At 38.9% G+C, this 19,193-nt stretch carries 17 protein-coding genes and 3 tRNA genes; 12 read left to right on the top strand and 8 right to left on the bottom strand.

Annotated features, from left to right (window positions below; translation table 11 throughout):
* Positions 1–42: 42 nt before the first annotated feature.
* Positions 43–369 carry an ArsR/SmtB family transcription factor gene (locus NZ848_RS12275; RefSeq protein ID WP_259015708.1) on the bottom strand — a complete coding sequence of 109 codons (327 nt, stop codon included), beginning with the start codon at positions 367–369 and terminating at the stop codon, positions 43–45.
* A gap of 281 nt (positions 370–650) precedes the next feature.
* Here NZ848_RS12275 and NZ848_RS12270 point away from each other — a divergent pair, with 281 nt between their 5' ends.
* Positions 651–1,625, top strand: a complete 975-nt coding sequence (locus NZ848_RS12270; RefSeq protein ID WP_259015707.1) for a hypothetical protein — start codon at positions 651–653, stop codon at positions 1,623–1,625.
* Positions 1,626–1,699: 74 nt separating this feature from the next.
* On the opposite strand, the gene NZ848_RS12265 is transcribed toward NZ848_RS12270, so the two are convergent.
* The 3 genes from NZ848_RS12265 to NZ848_RS12255 form a co-directional block, all read right to left on the bottom strand.
* Positions 1,700–1,882, bottom strand: coding sequence for a hypothetical protein (locus NZ848_RS12265; protein ID WP_259015706.1), 183 nt, complete (start codon positions 1,880–1,882; stop codon positions 1,700–1,702).
* 68 nt (positions 1,883–1,950) lie between these two features.
* Positions 1,951–2,023, bottom strand: a tRNA-Lys gene (locus tag NZ848_RS12260).
* Positions 2,024–2,064: 41 nt separating this feature from the next.
* A tRNA-Lys gene (locus NZ848_RS12255) sits at positions 2,065–2,137 on the bottom strand.
* 249 nt (positions 2,138–2,386) lie between these two features.
* On the opposite strand from NZ848_RS12255, the gene NZ848_RS12250 reads away from it, so the two are divergent.
* Positions 2,387–3,013, top strand: coding sequence for an SH3 domain-containing protein (locus tag NZ848_RS12250; RefSeq protein WP_259015705.1), 627 nt, complete (start codon positions 2,387–2,389; stop codon positions 3,011–3,013).
* Positions 3,014–3,192: 179 nt separating this feature from the next.
* Positions 3,193–4,602 (top strand): 23S rRNA (uracil(1939)-C(5))-methyltransferase RlmD, encoded by a 1,410-nt coding sequence (rlmD, locus tag NZ848_RS12245; RefSeq protein ID WP_259015704.1) that lies wholly within the window; start codon positions 3,193–3,195, stop codon positions 4,600–4,602.
* A 70-nt stretch (positions 4,603–4,672) separates the two neighbouring features.
* Here the strand turns inward: rlmD and dnaB are convergent, their stop codons facing one another.
* Positions 4,673–6,280, bottom strand: a complete 1,608-nt coding sequence (gene dnaB, locus NZ848_RS12240) for a replicative DNA helicase (protein WP_101726908.1) — start codon at positions 6,278–6,280, stop codon at positions 4,673–4,675.
* 254 nt (positions 6,281–6,534) lie between these two features.
* On the opposite strand from dnaB, the gene NZ848_RS12235 reads away from it, so the two are divergent.
* From NZ848_RS12235 to NZ848_RS12225, 3 genes are all read left to right on the top strand, one after another.
* Complete coding sequence (locus NZ848_RS12235) at positions 6,535–7,482, top strand: PhoH family protein (RefSeq protein WP_253522316.1); 948 nt, start codon at positions 6,535–6,537, stop codon at positions 7,480–7,482.
* A 55-nt stretch (positions 7,483–7,537) separates the two neighbouring features.
* Positions 7,538–8,830 carry a M43 family zinc metalloprotease gene (locus tag NZ848_RS12230; protein ID WP_259015703.1) on the top strand — a complete coding sequence of 431 codons (1,293 nt, stop codon included), beginning with the start codon at positions 7,538–7,540 and terminating at the stop codon, positions 8,828–8,830.
* 192 nt (positions 8,831–9,022) lie between these two features.
* Positions 9,023–9,499 carry a deoxycytidylate deaminase gene (locus NZ848_RS12225; RefSeq protein WP_259015702.1) on the top strand — a complete coding sequence of 159 codons (477 nt, stop codon included), beginning with the start codon at positions 9,023–9,025 and terminating at the stop codon, positions 9,497–9,499.
* Here NZ848_RS12225 and NZ848_RS12220 read toward each other — a convergent pair.
* Entirely contained in the window at positions 9,493–10,005 is a 513-nt protein-coding gene (locus NZ848_RS12220) for an FKBP-type peptidyl-prolyl cis-trans isomerase (RefSeq protein ID WP_253522308.1), read from the bottom strand. The two genes, NZ848_RS12225 and NZ848_RS12220, sit on opposite strands and share 7 nt — an antisense overlap.
* A 103-nt stretch (positions 10,006–10,108) precedes the next feature.
* Here NZ848_RS12220 and NZ848_RS12215 point away from each other — a divergent pair, with 103 nt between their 5' ends.
* From NZ848_RS12215 to NZ848_RS12195, 5 genes are all read left to right on the top strand, one after another.
* A complete protein-coding gene (locus NZ848_RS12215; RefSeq protein ID WP_259015701.1) occupies positions 10,109–10,735 on the top strand; it encodes an acyl carrier protein phosphodiesterase in 627 nt (208 codons plus the stop codon).
* Positions 10,736–10,739: 4 nt separating this feature from the next.
* The gene (holA, locus tag NZ848_RS12210; protein ID WP_259015700.1) at positions 10,740–11,747 is read left to right on the top strand and encodes a DNA polymerase III subunit delta; all 1,008 of its coding nucleotides are present in this window, start codon (positions 10,740–10,742) and stop codon (positions 11,745–11,747) included.
* 557 nt (positions 11,748–12,304) lie between these two features.
* Positions 12,305–12,649: a hypothetical protein gene (locus tag NZ848_RS12205; protein WP_101726914.1), complete on the top strand. Its 345-nt coding sequence runs from the start codon at positions 12,305–12,307 to the stop codon at positions 12,647–12,649.
* 89 nt (positions 12,650–12,738) lie between these two features.
* Positions 12,739–13,125, top strand: a complete 387-nt coding sequence (locus tag NZ848_RS12200) for a VOC family protein (RefSeq protein WP_259015699.1) — start codon at positions 12,739–12,741, stop codon at positions 13,123–13,125.
* Positions 13,126–14,180: 1,055 nt separating this feature from the next.
* Positions 14,181–16,064, top strand: coding sequence for a sigma 54-interacting transcriptional regulator (locus tag NZ848_RS12195; RefSeq protein ID WP_259015698.1), 1,884 nt, complete (start codon positions 14,181–14,183; stop codon positions 16,062–16,064).
* Here the strand turns inward: NZ848_RS12195 and NZ848_RS12190 are convergent.
* Both NZ848_RS12190 and NZ848_RS12185 read right to left on the bottom strand, forming a co-directional pair.
* Positions 16,056–17,657, bottom strand: coding sequence for an RNA-binding domain-containing protein (locus tag NZ848_RS12190; protein WP_259015697.1), 1,602 nt, complete (start codon positions 17,655–17,657; stop codon positions 16,056–16,058). The two genes, NZ848_RS12195 and NZ848_RS12190, sit on opposite strands and share 9 nt — an antisense overlap.
* Before the next feature lie 851 nt (positions 17,658–18,508).
* Positions 18,509–18,582, bottom strand: a tRNA-Met gene (locus tag NZ848_RS12185).
* A gap of 204 nt (positions 18,583–18,786) precedes the next feature.
* On the opposite strand from NZ848_RS12185, the gene NZ848_RS12180 reads away from it, so the two are divergent.
* On the top strand, positions 18,787–19,170 hold the full coding sequence (locus tag NZ848_RS12180; RefSeq protein WP_101726918.1) for an START-like domain-containing protein: 384 nt from the start codon (positions 18,787–18,789) through the stop codon (positions 19,168–19,170).
* Positions 19,171–19,193 lie beyond the last annotated feature (23 nt).

The following is a 19,193-nucleotide window of genomic DNA, read 5'->3' as shown; positions in this document are numbered from 1 at the left end:
CCCGCTTAAGCATTTTTATCTATTAACAAACAGAGAAACAAGCTATGCTTCATTTCTCTGTTTTTTTAATGTGTCCAGCACATCATCTAATTGTTTGAATCTGTTCTCCCATATCTTACGGTATTGCTCCAGCCATTTATCTATTTCTTTCATTTTTTCAATTTCAAGTGAATAGAAAATCTCCCTGCCCTGAAACTCCTGTTTTACAAGCTCGCATTCTGTCAGTATACGCAAATGCTTAGACACCGCCTGCCTTGTAGTATTAAAGTTCTCTGCAATGGCATTGGGTGTCATGGCTTGCAAGGCTATCAGGGCAATAATGGCCCTTCTGGTGGGGTCTGCAATGGCCTGAAAAACATCTCGCCTCATAATTACATATTGTTTAAGAAACTAATTGGTTGCGAATTTAAGTGCAGCGTTTGTGGTTTGCAATGGTTTTTTGATTAAATTTTTGAAAGTTTAAATTATGACCTTGGTGAGACTGTTACAGTGAAAAGTTTGTTGATTATTCTTGAAATTAATATTTTATTTGCACGAACATTTTAGCCGGATAACTTTAGAAAACACACTAATGATATTCGGCTAAATAGTTTTTTTAATTTTTGATAAGTAAACCTCTGACTAACAAAGCAACCATTAAAATTATCATAATGAATTTAAGAACACTTTTTACACTGCTACTTTTATGTACCACATTTTTAAGCTACTCTCAAAAGCAAAGAATTAAATGTACAAATATCTTTATTTCTTACCTTGATGATTCTTGGTCACAAGGACCATTTGTTGGTCTATTGACAGACGATGGGGCTACAATAAATGTTTCTAATGCAGAAAAGGGATCTTATACCTCACTCCAAAAATTTAAAAAGGATTACTCTGATCTTTTCGGGCATATTAGTTCACAACAGGTCTCACTTACAGGTGGTGGTAAAGGCTATTTATTTAAAGGTTTAATGAAAAACAGTGGGATGATTATTATTGAAATGTATGCTGAATTTCCAAATGTGGCATATTCATTCACTTGTAAATACCCAAAAGAAAGTGATAAGGAGTTTTCTACAACAATAATAAAGGCGTTGTCAAGTATCGAGGTTGATGAAAAAATAGAAGTTGATATCACAGAAAACCTTGAGTATTTTGTTGATTGGAAAAAACAAGGCTTTGTTCCTTTATACGTTGGTTATCCGTCTCATCCTTATGAAAAAGCTGCTTCACTTAGTATTTCATATAAGAATAAATCTGGTTTAAAATCGGGAGAACTTGATTTAAGTTGGCCGGAAATAGAAATTAGCATTGAAGAATTGATTCTTATTGATATGGAATCTGAAATGGATAGCTTATCCCAACTGGAAAGCAAAAAAACCTTTGCTGACCAAATGTTTGAAAAGAAAGAAAAAAATGCCGATTGGAAGTATAAGCAAATAAAATCTGATGAAATGAAGTTTACCCAAGGAAAGGCGTACCGTACAATCATAGAAATAAATTCTGATACCAGTAAGGCCTATCAAATTTATCAGTATTTCTGGGTTAATGACAGAATTTTTGAAATGCATGCACAAATCAGAAATTTAGATGCCAATTTAGAAAAGTTTGAAAAAATTGCTTCCTCATTCAGGATTTTATAGTATTCAAATAAAGCCACTTTAAATGCTTTGTGAAGAAATTTGCAAAGCATTTTTTCTGTCCAATAAAAAAATCTTTACTTCTTCCCCCAATTTCGTATCAACACATAAACGGCAAACAAAAAGGTAATCGCATAAACCACAGACAAGGCCGGTTTCTGAAATTGAAGAGTTTTAAAGTCGAACTGTTTATACAAGGCTACCCCTACTATAATGGCCACAATGCTTAAAGTAAAAACCGGTGCTTTTCGTTTTTCCATAGTAATAGATTTTAGGAAAATTATAAAAATCAAAAAGCCTCTCTGGTTGAAAAGAGAGGCTTTTTCTGTGATCCCGCTGGGACTCGAACCCAGGACCCATACATTAAAAGTGTATTGCTCTACCAGCTGAGCTACGGAATCTTAAACTGGTTTATCTACTCGAAAAAAGGTTGTAACGTTTGTGATCCCGCTGGGACTCGAACCCAGGACCCATACATTAAAAGTGTATTGCTCTACCAGCTGAGCTACGGAATCTTATTTTGATTATTCAGAAATCTGAAAAGAAGAAATTGAAAGAAGAACTAAAATTCATTACTTTTGCTTTCTTAATTCATTTCAGGTGTTACCCCTTTTCCTGAATCGCGGTGCAAAATTACATTTTTTGATATTATGATGCAAACATACTTTTTGAATTTTCTGAAAAAACTTTTTATAATATTCATATTTTCTTTACAATTCGTTGATAGTCAAGCTCAAAAAAAGTTATACACAACTGCAGATTCTTTGTTTAAACAGAAAAAATTTGACGAAGCGGCCTCTCTTTATGAAAAAATAATTACCGAAACCCCCAACTTTAATCCGAAGGTTTATCTGAAGCTGGCAAATATTTATGAAAACCGTGGCGACTTCGTTATGGAGCTTTACTACCTTAATCTGTACTCTTTCAGGTATGCCGATGAGCGCGTATTTGAGAAAATTTATACCATCGCCACCGAAAACGGCTACAAGGGGTATGAAAAAAACGACCTCAATTATTTTCTGTATTATTTCAGGCAATATTCCATATACGCATGGGCGGGATTTTTAATTATTGGCATCTATGTATTTGCAGTTTTTCTAATCAAAAGGCTCAATAATCAATATAGCCCTATCCAGCACAAAATATTATTTCTGGTATATCTGGTCTTCTTGTCGGTGCTTATCAATCTTCCTAATAATTACCGCACCGCCATTATAAAAAACGAGCAGGTTTACCTGCGCGACTACCCCTCGGCGGCCTCGCATATAGTAGGCAGCATCAGCGAAGGCCACAGGCTTAATGTAATCAATTCTGAAGACATCTGGTATCAGGTTCTATGGGACGGCAAGTTTTGCTACATCAAACAAAGCGATATTCTCCTGATTCATTAATTCTTAAGTCCGTCGGCTGGTCAAAGCCTTTTATAAAGCTTTTGCATGCCTTTATGGTTTAACCTGTGCCTCGGGCATCAATCTGTTGCATGGGGTTTATACCTCTCTTCAGCTTCAATTTTGATGTTAATTCTAAGTTCGGTAATTTTGCGCAATTATAAACAGAATTGACCCAAGCAATGGCCAGAAACAAAACATTCGTAATTGACAGTATAGAGGTTGAAAATTTTGCAGCAGAGGGTAAATGTTTTGCAAGGCACAACGGACAAGTAATTTTTATTGAAGGCAGTAACGTATCGCCTGGCGATAAAGTGAAACTTTGGGTGAATAACCGCAAAAAAAACTATGCTGAGGCCAACGTCTTAGAAATACTGGAGGCCTCTCCGCTGCGCATTGCTCCTTTCTGCCAGCATTTCGGGGTTTGTGGGGGTTGCAAATGGCAACACGTGCCTTATGAAAAACAATTAGAACTAAAAAGCCAGCAGGTGCAAGACCAACTGAGCCGCATTGGTAGGCTTGAGCTCCCCGTTATAAACGATATTCTTGGTTCGGCCAATACTACTTTTTATAGAAACAAGCTGGAGTTTACTTTCTCTAACAGCCGTTGGTTTACCAGAGAAGAAGCCAGCCTTGGAGAAGATACCGACAAAAACGCACTGGGTTTTCATGTGCCCAAGCGTTTCGAAAAAGTACTGCCCATTGAAAAATGCTATCTGCAAAAAGACCCTTCTAATCAGATAAGACTAGCCCTGCGCGACCTGGCCAATGAGCAGGGATATACCTATTATGACCACATTGCGCACGAGGGTTTCTTACGTAATATCATGATTAGAACCACCTCTATCGGCCATCTGATGGTGATGATTCAATTTGCACAAAACAATGAATCTGATATTGAGCTGGTACTGGGTCACCTCAAAGAAAAGTTTCCTGAAATCACGTCTTTGAATTACGTTTTGAATCAAAAGCGAAACGATACCTTCCATGACCTTGAAGTGCATACTTTTGCAGGCAAGCCATATATAGAAGAAAAAATGGAGGATCTGATTTTCAGAATCGGTGCCAAATCTTTCTATCAGACCAACTCTGAGCAAGCGTATGAGCTTTACAAACTTACCCGCGAATACGCAGGCCTGACAGGCAACGAACTGGTATATGACCTTTATACCGGTACCGGCACCATTGCCAATTTTGTAGCTAAACAAGCCCGCAGGGTAATAGGTATTGAATACGTAGAAGCCGCTGTTGAAGATGCAAAAATTAATTCTGAGGTAAATAACATACATAATACCGAGTTTTTTGCCGGTGATATGCGCAAATTTCTGACCCGTGAATTTATTGAACTGAAAGGTAAACCGGATGTAATTATTACTGACCCACCACGCGCCGGAATGGACGAGCCGGTTACCCGCACAATTCTGGATGTAGCCCCGCAAAGAATAGTTTATGTAAGTTGCAACCCTGCCACACAAGCCCGTGATTTGGCTATTTTGAGCGAAAAATATCGTATTCTAAAGGTTCAGCCGGTTGATATGTTCCCGCATACACACCATGTTGAAAACATAGCTTTGCTTGAACTAAAGCAGTAAAAACAAAAAATGGCAGATAGAGAGGTTAATCCTTATCTGCCATTATATCATCAGGCTCCGGGTTTAATTATCAGAACGGAAATTCTTCCTCGTCAGGGTTACGCGGCTTATTTGCTTTGCTTCCAAACGTAACAGGCGCCCCGCCTGCGTTTCCGCCTCCTTGTTCAAAGCTATCCAGTGCATTAGTAGTCGGGAACGATTTCGGGCCATTAAAATCAGTAAAGCTGTCGTGCACAGGTGTGTAGAAGCCGTCCAAATCGGCAAATTTGGTATATTTACCAATAAACCTCAGCCTTACGGTATCAACGGTACCACTACGGTTTTTGGCTATGATTACTTCACCCACACCGGCTGTGGGGTTCCCGTTTTCATCCTGAGTTATTTTATAGTATTCCGGTCTGTATAAAAACATAACCATATCGGCATCCTGCTCAATAGACCCCGACTCACGCAAGTCAGACAACTGCGGGCGTTTGTCTCCACCTCTGGTCTCCACGGCACGGCTCAACTGCGAAAGCGCAATTACAGGCACATCAATTTCTTTGGCCAGGTTTTTCAACGAGCGCGATATGGTTGCAATCTCCTGCTCACGGTTACCGCTTTTCTGCCCTCCGGTATCTCCGGTCATCAACTGCAGATAATCAATAATAATCATCCCGATGTTGAACTGGGCTTTCAAGCGGCGGCATTTGGCCCTTAATTCAAGCACCGACAAGGCCGGGGTATCGTCAATATAAATAGGCGCTTTAGACAACCGGTCAATCCTGTGGTGCAATTGCTGCCATTCGTGGCTTTCAAGGGTTCCTTTTCTTAGCTTTTCGCTGTCAATTTCTGCTTCTGCAGAAATCATACGCAACATTAGCTGGGTTGATGACATCTCTAATGAGAAAATGGCCACCGGAACATTCCATTCAACGGCCGCGTTTCTCATCGCCGACACCACAAAGGCGGTTTTACCCATGGCAGGTCTGGCGGCTATAATAATCAGCTCGGTTTTCTGCCAGCCACTGGTTATGCGGTCAAGCTCAGTAAAACCACTGGCAACACCCGTAAGGCCGTCTTTATTATTTTTCTTTTTTTCAAGTTCGTCAATCGTAGCCCGCATAATAGAGCTGGCATCGGCATAGCTCTTTCTGATGTTCCGCTCCGAAATCTCAAAGAAAGTCTGCTCTGTTCTGTCAAGCAGATTAAATACGTCGGTAGTGTCTTCAAAGGCATCGCGCAAAATATCCCCGGCAACACGTATCATATCGCGTTTAATTGCCGATTGAGAGATAATACGAGCATGCCATTCAATATTAGCAGCCGAGTTTACCTTGCTTGTAAGGCGGGCCAGATACTGCGCACCACCTACAAACTCCAATTCGCCCAGACTACGCAGCTGAGAAGTAACCGTTAATAAATCAATTGGTTCAGACTTACCGAATAGTATCAGAATGGCATTGTAAATACGCTGATGAGATTCTTTATAGAAACTACCGGGTTGAAGAATATCCACAACCGTAGTCAGTGCATCTTTTTCAATCATTAAGGCACCCAATACCGCTTCCTCCAGCTCTATTGCCTGAGGTGGAAGTTTGCCAGACTCAGGACGAAGCACCTCGTACGTTGGGTTCTTGCCTATACCTCTTTGTCCCTGATTTCTGCCCGTTGTAGTATTTGGATTCATATATTCCATAATGTTAATACAATGTTAAGAAAAAATACACTTCATAAAAAACAGGCGCCTTTGGCCTGATATTATATAAACAATTGATAATCAATATTTAACTCATAAACGTGAATTTTTTTGTGGAAAAAACTTAAGATATTGTGAATAATTTTTGATTTTTGACAAATCATTTCAAAGCAGTAAGAAAAACTAATTTTGTTTTCCTGCGTTTTATAGACAGAAACGGTAATTGAACTTAAAAAAACAAACACAAAAGTATTTTGACAGAAAAAGTATTCACATTAGACGAGGTTTCCCTGATAGATTTTCTCGGAGTAGAAAATAGTAATATCAAAATGGTAGCGGCTGCTTTCCCTGAAAGCAAGATAATTTCAAGAGGGAATCAGATTCTGGTAAAAGGGAACGACAAAGAAATCAACAAAATTTCAGATATACTTGAGTCGCTGCTTGAGCATTATCATAAATACGGAAGAATAAGCAACGACCAGGTAAAAAATTATATTCAGCAAGACATAGAGTCGGCCAATCATGAAGCTACTGACGATGACGTTATCGTTTACGGAACAAGAGGTATAGTAGTACGTGCCAAAACTGCCAATCAGAAAAAAATGATTGAGGCCGCCAATAAATATGATATAGTTTTTGCCACAGGCCCTGCCGGTACGGGTAAAACATATACCGCCGTAGCTTTGGCTGTAAAAGCATTAAAAGATAAACAGGTAAAGAAGATTATCATTACCCGTCCTGCCGTTGAAGCCGGAGAAAACCTGGGCTTTTTGCCAGGTGATTTAAAGGAAAAAATTGACCCTTATCTAAGGCCGATTTATGATGCGCTAGACGATATGATTCAGGCGGAAAAACTGAAATTTTATATCGAAAACCGCACCATAGAGATTGCACCCCTGGCCTATATGCGCGGGCGTACACTGAACAATGCCTTTATTTTGTTAGATGAAGCGCAGAACACCACACCCATGCAGATAAAGATGTTTCTGACACGGATGGGGCCACTTTCTAAAACCATTATTACCGGCGACAGAACACAGGTAGATTTACCGAAAAATCAGCGGTCGGGTCTGGTTGATGCCTTAGAAATTTTGAAGAATATAACCGGTATAGGATTTGTTGAACTGGATGGCAGAGACGTGGTAAGACACCGACTGGTTAAAGACATATTAAATGCTTATGAAAAAGCCGAGAGTAAATAATAATAACCGGCGGGTTCTGTTGCAACCATAGGCTACTTTCTCTCGTCATAAAAGCATGAAAAAAACTTTATACTTTACGCCACTATTTATGCTGCTTACATGGCAAACATGGGCACAAAGAACGTTAATTTGTGCCCATGCTGCTATTGATTCTATCCGCTCCGTTAACAATGCAGGCCGGGCCATCAAAAAACTCAGGTTTGAACAGGCATTAGCCAACGTAATTAGCGCCGAAAACCAAAAAAGTCGTATAGGTATAGCCAATGAAGACGTTATCCGTATTCCGGTGGTGGTGCATATCGTCCATAATCAGGCAGATGGCTCAATCCGTAATAATAATATTCCCGATGAGCAGATATTCTCACAGATAAAAGTACTTAATGAAGATTACCGGCGCAAACAAGGCACATTGGGTTTTAATACCAATCCGGTAGGTGCCGATATAAAAATTGAATTTTTTCTGGCTTCAAAAGACCCGAACGGTAATCCAACGTCGGGTATTACCCGTCATTATACAAATACTACAAGTTTTAGCCTGATAAGCGATGTTGACCGCACGCGCCTTTCAAACCTAGGGTATTGGGATAGCAACAAGTACCTGAATATCTGGGTAACTACCTTCCGCAGCCCATATATAGGTTATGCCGAGTTTCCTTATGCCGAAACCGTAGACGGACTAAGCGAACAAGCCAGCGAAAACATTGACGGTGTCTTTATTGATTACCGGGTGTTCGGGAAAAAATCAGGTACTAATACATCAGGCCTTTACAGCATGGGCAGAACCACCACTCATGAAATCGGCCACTGGCTGGGGCTAATTCATACCTGGGGTGATGAATATTGCGGCACAGATTACGTAGCTGATACACCCCCAACTTCTGAATCAAATAATTCAGCCTTTTGTACCGATAAATTCTCTAATTGCAGTGGAACGCTTACCAGAAACATGATTGAGAATTATATGGACTACACCCCGGACTCTTGCATGAATATTTTTACTGTAGGGCAAAAAGACAGAATGCGCGCGGTACTAGACCTGAGCCAGAGACGTAAAAGGGTTGTTAACTACGCCAGATTTGAGCTGCCTCCGTCAACCACTCTTGCCGTTAACCTGGTACCTAACCCAACCACCAAAGAGAATATTCAGGTGCAGGTATTACTGCCAGACTTTCAGGATTTCACCATTTCATTGATAGACATAAAAGGCAGAAGCCTTTACACCGCCACATTTAAAGATTACCCAAGCACAGTGATTAGTATCAATGCGACAGACCTGGTGCCGGGTAGTTATTTTATGCGGGTAATTTCTAAAGAGCAGCAAGCCACCAGGCGGCTGGTTATATTATAGCGCATAAAATTTAATATTAGTTTATAAAACGAACGTTGAGCAACCTTTTCTTTTGCTCAACGTTTTATTTTTTTAGCATCTGTTGTTTTTTATTTTTTTAATCAGCGCCGCCCGGCATTTTTATTAGCAGGTTTTCATTAGTTTTGCGGTTCTATGTAACCGTAGAAACCTAAGCATACGCATAAACCCACAATGGAGATAGTAAAAAAAGAAAAACCCGATTTTGATGATATTTTTATGAACCTGGCTAAAAGCCTTGCCTTGCGTTCGCATTGTGTAAAGGCTCAGGTCGGGGCGGTATTAGCCAAAGACACCCGTATCATTTCTATTGGGTATAATGGCCCGCCGTCTGGCACGCATAATTGTGATGAGGAGTATCCGGAAACGGGCTGCCCGCGCGATTCTAAAGGAAGTTGTTCTTTGGCCTTGCACGCCGAGCAAAACGCCATTCTCTACGCTTCAAAAAACGGAGCTAATCTGGAAGGCAGCACGCTCTACGTAACGTTGTCGCCATGTATAGCGTGCGCCAGGGTTATTTTCAGTATGAAAATAAAACGTGTAATTTTTCTGGAATCTTATGCTCAATACAAAGGGATTCCGTCTGACGAAGGCGTTGATTTTCTACGTAAGTTCGGAATTGATGTAGAGCAGTATGGGGGTAATCAGTGATGTACTCCCCCATCGCCATGCACGTGTCCGTGTGCAATCTCATCCGGATTGGCATTTCTTACGCCCAGCACCTTGCCTTTAAAATGCAATGTTTCACCAGCCAGCGGATGGTTGAAGTCAAGCATCACAATCTCAGGTTGTACTTCCACTACTCTACCGTTCATGCGGTGGCCTTCTTCGTTCGAAAACGGAATATAATTGCCTATTTCAAGCATTCCCTCCGGTACTTCTCCGTTATCAATCTTGAAATTCTCAATCGGAAAATCAATTAATGCTTCGGTGTCTACTTCGCCATACCCATCTTCGGGGCTGATGGAAAAATCAAAGGTATCACCTGCACCAAGCCCAATCAGATTTTTTTCAAATGCCTCTGGTAAGCCACTCAGGCCATGTATAAACACAATAGGATCGTTCTCATCCGACACCTCGATAATTTCCCTCTCGTCATTCTCGCCCACATAGAGCTCGTAGATGGCAGTGACAACTTTTTGGGCTTCAACTTTCATATTTTTTGATTTAATGTATTACAATTCAATTTTAAAAATGAGGTATTTTATTACCCCGTAATTTCATAACTTTGCCACAAACGTACAAATTCTACCCTTATAAATGAATTTTTTAGCGCATTTATTTCTATCCGGCGACAACCAGGAAATACTCGTTGGCAATATGCTGGAAGACTACGTAGTTGGTAGAATTGAGCATCCGAGAAACAGCCATTTTTCAGAAAACATCAAAAAAGGCATTTTATTGCATCGCCTCATTGATTCATTTACAGATACCCATCTGCTGATTAGCGCCTCAAAGTCTGTGCTTTATGATAAATACCATAAGTATGCTTCGGTGGTAATTGATATTTTTTTCGACCATTTTCTGGCACGCCATTGGGAGCTGTATTCTTCTGAGCCATTTGATGGATTCAGAAAAAGAGTGCATCAGGCATTTATAGACCACTGGCACCTGTTGCCGGATAAAATGAGGCCGGTTATTGAATCGATGATTAAGCACGACTGGCTGAAAAACTATGCCGAGTTCTGGGGCATTGAACGCGCCCTTACGGGTGTAGCCAAAAGAGCAGTTTTTGAGTCGAATATGGAGCAGGCAGTAAACGACCTGCAGGCACATTATGCTTTTTTTGATGAAAACTTCAAAATCTTTTTCCCGCAGCTGGTGCGGCAGTGTACAGGCTTTTTGCAGGAAAACCATTTTTCACATAACAGTATCGTAATAAAATAAGATTATGTCAGAAATACTGAAATCAATAAAAAAAGACGCTATTAAAGCCCTGTATTTTTTACACGGCGAAGAGCCTTTTCATATTGAGCAAATAGTAGAGAAAATTCAGAAGCTGGCCATTCCGGAACACGAGAAGGGCTTTAATGAATTTGTGCTTTTTGGTAAAGACCTGAACGTGGGTGCCCTGCTGAATTATGCGAGGCGTTTCCCGATGATGGCCGAGCGGCAATTAATAATAGTGAAAGACGCACAGCAGATTCAGGGAATTGACCAGAAAGAAAATCAGAAGCTAATAGAAGAATATGCACTGCTACCCTTGGGTACAACAATATTGGTGTTGGCTTTTGGTAATGCGCAAGACGAACGCAAAGCCTGGGTAAAAGCATTTGGCAAAAGTGGCGTGCTGTTTAACTCAAAGAAATTATATGACAACCAGTTGCCCGATTTTGTGGCAGATTATTGCCATGGCAAGGGCGTTAAAATAAGCCCGAAAGCCATTCAGTTACTTGTTGAACACATAGGCAATGATTTAAAACGACTGACCAGCGAAATTGAGAAAGTAATATTGAATATAAAAGCCGGTGATGGCATTGACGCAGACCTGATTCAAAAGTATGTAGGTATCAGTAAAGAATACAATGTTTTTGAGCTTCAGAAAGCGCTTATTCAGCGAGACATAGTAAAGGCTAACCAGATAATTATTTACTTCGGCAATAACCCTAAAGATAACCCCATACAACCTATCATCATTATCCTTTATAATTTTTTCAGCAAGGTTTTATTAGTGCATGCTTCCGGCGAAAAGTCTGATAGCGGCATTGCAGCCTTATTAAAGGTAAACAGCTTCTTTGCCAAAGATTATATCAATGCTGCAAGAAACTATTCGTTTACCAAATTGAGGTCTGTAATTCACTCGTTGAAAATAGCTGATTTGAAGTCAAAAGGTGTGGAAACCGGTGAAGAAACTGAGGGAGATATTCTTAAAAGACTGGTTTTTGAAATTCTTCATTAGTATTAAAAGTATTTCGCTTTTTAATTAAATATAGTAAGTAAATGGTAGTGTTAAGGGTTTTGAATCTGATTTACAGCAGCAACTAAACTGGCCAATTTGCTGCTAAGGTTTTGGTAAAATGCGCTGAATCTTATAAAAGCCATTCCGGTTCTTTTTGCTTCAATAATCACCAGCAACTACCAATTTTTTTTGCTCTTAGCGCAGCTTTCAAAAGGCTTTTGGTTTTAAAAAATTGCCTGTTTTTTCACATCGGCCATCAACTGCCTGATTTTTAAAGTACGATTCTTCTCTCCTGTTTTATGGCATTTTAGCCATTATAAACAAACTACTATTTTAGTGATTGTTAAGCAGCATTCCGGTTTTTAGCGGTTGGTACAATTATAAATATCCGTAAATTGAATAGGTGGTTTATGGCACGGCTTCTATGCTCGGATACTATGAATTGAGTTACTTCATTTTTTTATTTGGTCTTTCCTGACCCATAGTCGGGATTTTATATTTAAATTCGTATCCTCTAAATGGCTCTGCACTTAGCAGAGAAAAAATCTAAATAATTAGTGGAACAGAAGAAAAGAAAACTGACCTTCTCCAATAACCCGGTGCATATTGAATCGCTGCCTAATTATAGCTGGATAGAGAGAGATACTTTATTATTGCACATTGCGTTTCAGATATTTATGGATGCCCTGGAGAAAGACAAAGTGCTGGAGGTAATAGACTGGGATAGCAGCGATGAATATAAAAAGGTAAAAAAGTATATTGTTGAGCTGCGCGATTGGTGGATGATTAGAAAAGACAAAGACCGCCTTAAAGAAATAGATTACTCAGACGAATCACAATATGAGGAAGACAGTACTTATCTGCACATGCTGATGCTGATAAGAAAGTACCTGGTAGTTTAGGCTTTTGGAGTGTTTGAAGGATTGTCTGAGGTATTTGCTGGTATTGTTAGTATTTTATAAATATCTACTTATTGCAAAACTGAAAAAGAATGGAAAAACTCAGTAAATTAACCAATGCGCTCAACTGGTTCGAAATTCCTGTGACTGATTTCGACCGGGCCAAAAAATTTTATGAAGCCATTTTTGACCTTACATTGACATCCCTTGACATGCCGGGCTTCCAGATGGCCATGTTTCCTTCAGAACCACCTTATGTTGGCGGTGCGCTTGTAAAAGGCCAAAGCCATGAACCCGGCACCACCGGAATAGTGGTGTACCTGAATGCTAATCCTGACCTGCAATTGGTCGTCGACAGAATTGTGCCTGCAGGCGGGCAGGTTACTATGCCCAAAACCCTCATTGACGAACAAACCGGTTTTATGGCCTTCTTTATTGACTCTGAGGGTAATTCGTTAGGCCTTCATTCAAACAAATAAACTTCTCTTAAAAAAAAGCGTGGCCGTATTCGTAAAAGAACACTGCCACGCTTTTTATTTTTCATTTCGGCCTCTATTTATTATTAATTGTTTTATTATGTCAATGCTCTTGTTTGTAGTGTATTTATAGTGTCAATCAGTTTTTACGCTATAAATAACTGCATTTTTAGATGGTTCAAGGCACCTGCTCCTCTTTTAGAAACTATATTTCTTGCTTAGAAATCTCCAATGGTTTGTATTTATATTCAGCCTTTCAATCTGGCCATCAATGCCCATGCTACTTCTTTTCCTAATGAGCCTTTATAATTGCTCTTAAAACAGCCCATTGGTAAGTAATTCATATCTAATGCGTTGCAAGCCTTTGCAACTCTTTCAGCTTTGGCAGATTCATATATCATTTCAGTACCAGACAAAAGCTAAATATGGGAAATAATTGCCTGAAACGTATTAAAGTATTATTTGAAGGGAATAATTGTCAACGATACGTCAATCCGTATCCAAAATAATAAGTTGGTCATTTATTTTTTGGGTTTTTATGGCAATGCTATTTTAAGCGGGTTTAGGCTTTATCCATTGGCCATTTATGCTGGTTTGAATGAGAAAATAAAGTACCATCCATCAGGTCTTTAATAATACCCGTTTTATGTTATGCCCATATAAAAACATTGAAAACAAAATATTAAATTAATTAAGGCATATAATAGACCTATTATTACCCGAACCAATTTTAAGCCATTGCTCAAACTATTGATTATCAGACCTCTTTAGTATTTATCTTGAAGTTGTTTTTTGTGCCATCAGGCTTTAATTTCTTGTTTTTTCTACTCTTTTCTTGTGTTTTTATTGTGTCAATGCCTAATTGGCATTATAAAAATTTGCTATCTGCTGCTGTTTTCTCTACATTTACATAAGTGATAGACATGAAAAACGAATCAGACGCCAGGCCTTACTTGTGTAGAGGTATTTTTTTACTTCATCAATGCCATCGTAAAAATTTCATTTTCAATCACTTGCAGTAAGTTTATTTGCAAATCCTATTTCGTGCTTATCCTCTAATGCAATTATTATTAACAGGTAAATTCTTCCATGAACGAACAGACTTCGTAACGTGGTTAAGAAAAAATCACTCAACCCATGTTGAGCTGGATCATGCTGTTATCTTCGATTTGTTAGATAACCCGAAGTATTCATTTGATGCCATCATCATAGACGAGCATTTCTTCTCTTCTACCAAGCAGAGTATTGAATTTGCCTGGGGGCTGCACCGTAACTTCCCTGAGGTGCCTACGATTATGATTATCTCTCCCAGAGACAGCTATGAAGATATTTTCGAGATTTATCGTAAGGGTGGTTTGTTTGATGTCATTGAACGTTACCAGATTGATTCAAAAAGTCAGTTTACGGCTTTTAAGGCAATTTTATTTAGGGTTGAACAGTCATTGAAAAGAAACAATCTGATCAAACGAAAGCTGGAAGACCAAATCAATTTACTGAACGAGGAAGTACAAAAGGCAAAGTCGGAAGTTTCAAGAGAGGCAGAAAGTAAAAAATTAGAGTCTGGCAGCTTTTTGTTTAAGTACCTTAAATCAGAAAGAGAGATATTTTTACAAGAGCGTGAGATTTTCCGTTCTATGTTTTTTAAAGATATAGATATACATGATGAAGACATTCTGAAACGCATACCATTCTTCGAAAAATCGTTTCTTGGCAACAGCAAGAAAACAAAGACATTTTTTGAAGAAACCAGCCAGGCAATTGCTGCCGGTAGCAATATGCTTATTTATGGTAAATCTGGTGCCGAAATAAAAGATCTGGTTACGTTTATATATTTGTTTAAGAATCTGCCTTATGAAGTACCTCTTATTGAGCTTGATTGCGCCTTAATCAGCAACGAAGATTTCGAAGCTGAGGCGTTCGGACATTTTAAGCGGATAATGAATAACCGATATGTAACCAACCAGGGTAAAGAAAAACTAGGCAAGCTGGAACAGGCCAATCAGGGCTTTTTGTTTATTAACAATATAGACCAGCTAAGTATCAGTAATCAGGAGGCCCTTTTTGCTGCACTTAAAAATGGTTACATAACACCGGTTGGCGGTTCTCTAAAAGAACACAGAGTAGATATTGACTTTACACTTATTGCCGGAGCAGCCAGAAATTTACACACCATGATCAACAAAGGTGAGTTTAAGTGGCATCTGCTTAATTATCTTTTGCAAGGCAGTGTAGTTAAAATTCCGATGTTCCATGAGCGCGAGCAAGACTTTAAGTATATTTTCCATTACTTATTGGTAAATGCCGGAGCCGAATTTATTGTAGATGAAACGGCCATTGAATTTTTGTCGAAACAAAACTGGCCGGACGGCATAGTGTCAGTCGAACATTTTGTGAATGTTTATCTGATGAATCTGGCCAAACCGGAGTTCTCGGTCATTCGCGGCTTTGAAATGGAAAAAATATTCGGCACCTACAAAAAAGGTTTTGAAGTTAAACAAGATACCCCTCAGTTGGCGCTGTATCGTTTGCATTTGAATACAAAAACCATTAGTACTGTCAGCAAAAACCTTGATTTTCTTGAAAAAACCGCCGAAGAATTCTTTACTGATTTTGAGGTAATAAAAGTAGTAGAACTTGACAAGATGGCGCATCGTGAGTTTCATGATTCGATAGCCGAGAAGAAGTCTACCAGAGGCAGAAAACGGCAAAACGAATGTATGACAGTGAGCCGCTATAAAGACACCAAAAACGGTAAGGTAAATCAGCAAAGGCTGGCTGCCAGATATTTATTGAATCTGCACCCTGAGAAGTGGCCGCTCCTGAGAAAAGTAACCTTTTTTAACGAAATACTGAGCGAAAATACCGAATTATTTGAAAGCAATGTGCCTGAAAACGGTGCAGAGGTGTCGGCAGTTCAGAAATCAAACGGGAGTTTATTTTGAATTAAACCGGTTTTGAGCTAAATAATCGGCAATGTTATTCCCTCGGTCAGTTAATAAATAATAGCCGTTTTTTAAGGCGCCTTTAAATTCAATAAGCCTGAGTTCGCGAAGAATCTTGACTTCTCTGGCTATTGTTTCTCTCGATACCCCCAGTTGTTTTGTTAAAACCTGCGTGTTGGTATGCTTCGTTTGCGACAAAAGCTGTATAATATCATACAATCTTTCCTTTTTTGTATCGCTCAAGTCATCAAATATCTGAAGAGGCCCGGTTCCAGACGGGCTTTCTTTTTGTTTTTCTGTGTGGGTATTAACTGGCTGACCGGCGCTAACTGGTTGATTATCAGCTCTTTTAAGAGCCTTCTCTCCTATTTTGTTATCTTTTTCTTCTTGCTTTTCTGCTTCTGGTGCAGCTTTTTTGGTTAAAGGCGGTATAGATGCCAGAAAAGTAGGACCATCATGAAACTGCGCAGTTTCTGATGAGAACTGACTAACAAAAGAAGCAATTTTTTTAAGTCCAAACCCTAACTCTTCTGCCAGGCCCAGTTCACGCAAAAAACGGCCAATGATAGGGTTTTTAGGCATCGGCTGGTAATCGTTGGGGTCTATGTCGGTATTACGGTTCATGCGGTTGCTGTTGGCCGTAAAAGTGCTGTCTGTATGGGTAATGGCAAATTTGGCAGGCAGCCCCGAGCTGTAGTCCTGATGTGTCAGAAAATTGATAAATATCTCCCGGTACATGAGGTCTCTGATACCCACCCGCGTGGCATTATTCATTACAAAGAAGTCTGGCAGATGCTTTCGCACAAAATCCATTAACTGGTAATAAGTGTCTATCAGGTTAGTGGTAAAGGTTTCGCGGTCATAATAGCCTTCAAAACCATCTTTTTCTCTGATGGCATCAATCCTGAAACTCGGAAAAATCCCCCTTATTACCTCATCTTTACCCAGAAGCAGTACTGCAGCCACTGTAAAACCGCTTTCTCTGGTTTCCAGGTCCATTCTCCACAAGCCCGAACTCTTCGTAACCTGCTCAAAATCCATATTCAGCCACGGGTGCGAAGGCCTGGTTTGTGCCAGAAAATTCATAGCCTTTTTGTAGACATCCATATTAAAATGGCTGGTATCTACATATTTAATAATTTTATTGTCGGGGTAATAAAACCTTTTTCTTTCCTGAATCCGAATCTGGTCTGATAAACTATCAATTTGAATATTTTTAGGCCCGCGGCGTTCATAAACCCACGTGCCATCTAATGTATGCACCGAATAGCTGTTGGGTATTTTTATATACAATAGCTTTTCGTTATCATAGCTGATAGGTTTTATTACCAGTCTGGGTTTTGGGTGTATCTTGTCAGCATCATTTATGCCGTCAAGCATACTTTTTTCCAGTATTTTAATTTCATTATCAGTAAGCCCTATCACACCTTTATCAAAAGAATAGGCCATCAGCACTTCTCCACCGCTGGTGTTCAAAAAAGCGCACAACGTATAAAAAAAAGCGTCTGATAACTTCCTGTCTGTATTAATTAATTGGGTTTGCTCATCGTTTCCTCTTTCTATCAGATAATGAATATAGTCTCTGGAGAACATTAGTATTAAGATTTATATCGATATTAGGTTTCAGGATTCAATCATTTTGCTTGTATTCAGGTGAATATCAGCTTTTTATGTGCTAAATAAGCACTTAAACAGGTTAGTTTTAGTTTTCATTGGGCTGGCATTATATAAAAGGCAATTATTTAAAATACCTGGCTTTTGTCAAAAAAATCAACAATCATCTACATTTTAAAAATGTTGATTCTAAAAGCTGGTGTTACGCCCAATTGTATATCGGGTAAAAAAATACGCAAAATATTTGTTACCTGTGCTAATAAATTAAATATTTGGCTTTTGAACTACGCTTTATATTTTATATTTAATTAAAATGCGTTATTTTAATTAAGCATTTAAAGGTTCAAAAAACCATTCATATAAGGTGGCTGGAATGATGTTTCACTTACTTTGTAAATAAAATGGAGTACATTCAGAATACAAAATCTAAAAAATTACCACATTTAAATGCGTAAGGATGAGATCAGGCATTCTAAAAACGGGCGGAAAACATCCTGATTTTAAAAAGGGAATTTATTCAGATATCAAGAAAACAGTTTATCACCTATTTCTTACGTATATTCACCTGAAACATTTATTTATTTAAATATTGAAACTTAATTAACTGATAATCAGTATTCTAATTAGCAGGCTGAAAAATTCATTACTTTTGCATAAAATTTAACCAGGCCATGTCTTGCATTGTAACTCAATGAGTCAATATTTACGGCAGTTTCAATTTTTTATCCTAAAAAAATAACAATTGAAGCCCAACCAGACACTGTTGTAATATATAGCAAAAAAAAGAGGCATTACAAGGTTTAACCTGAAATGCCTCAATTGCAAACTAGTAGCGGGGAGCAGGATCGAACTGCCGACCTTAGGGTTATGAATCCTACGCTCTAACCATCTGAGCTACCCCGCCAAATAATAATTATTAAAAAAAAATGCTCTTGCGAGCCCCTGTTTTAATATTATGTTGCAATATTAGGGAAAGTTTTCATACATTGCAAAAAATAAAATTCACCAACCTTAATTTTAAGGAAAAATTATACAAATTCTTTAAATAATGATTCATTCACGCTGGGTTTCTATATAGCCTGGGTGATTAACCAACAAACTACTTGATATGGGAAAATTTAAGTTTACACGGGAGTATGAATTTAAGGCTTCGCCTAAAGTCTTGTATCAATACATCAGCACGCCTTCAGGTTTGCAACAGTGGTTCGCTTCTAAAGTAAAGTACGTGAACGATGGCAACTTTGATTTTGTGTGGGATAACGAAAGCCATCCGGCCAGGCTTAGTTCGCAAAGAATGAATAAAGCCACCAAATTTGATTTTCTGAATGAAGAACAGCGCGGTAATTTCGTGGAGTTTAAATTAGAGCAAAGCGAACTAACCAATGCCACTTTCTTTAAGGTTATTGACTGCTCAGACAACACCGACGAAGAAGAGCTAAGCGATTTGTGGGATGGCATGATTGATAAACTGAGAGAGATAGTAGGCGGATAATTTTGTTAAATATGCTTAAACAG

Origin of the sequence: Emticicia fluvialis (assembly GCF_024793945.1) — a bacterium.
Taxonomy (GTDB): Bacteria; Bacteroidota; Bacteroidia; order Cytophagales; family Spirosomataceae; genus Emticicia; species Emticicia fluvialis.
Note: the sequence above shows the minus strand (reverse complement) of the source record. Positions and strands in the feature narration are given on the sequence as shown.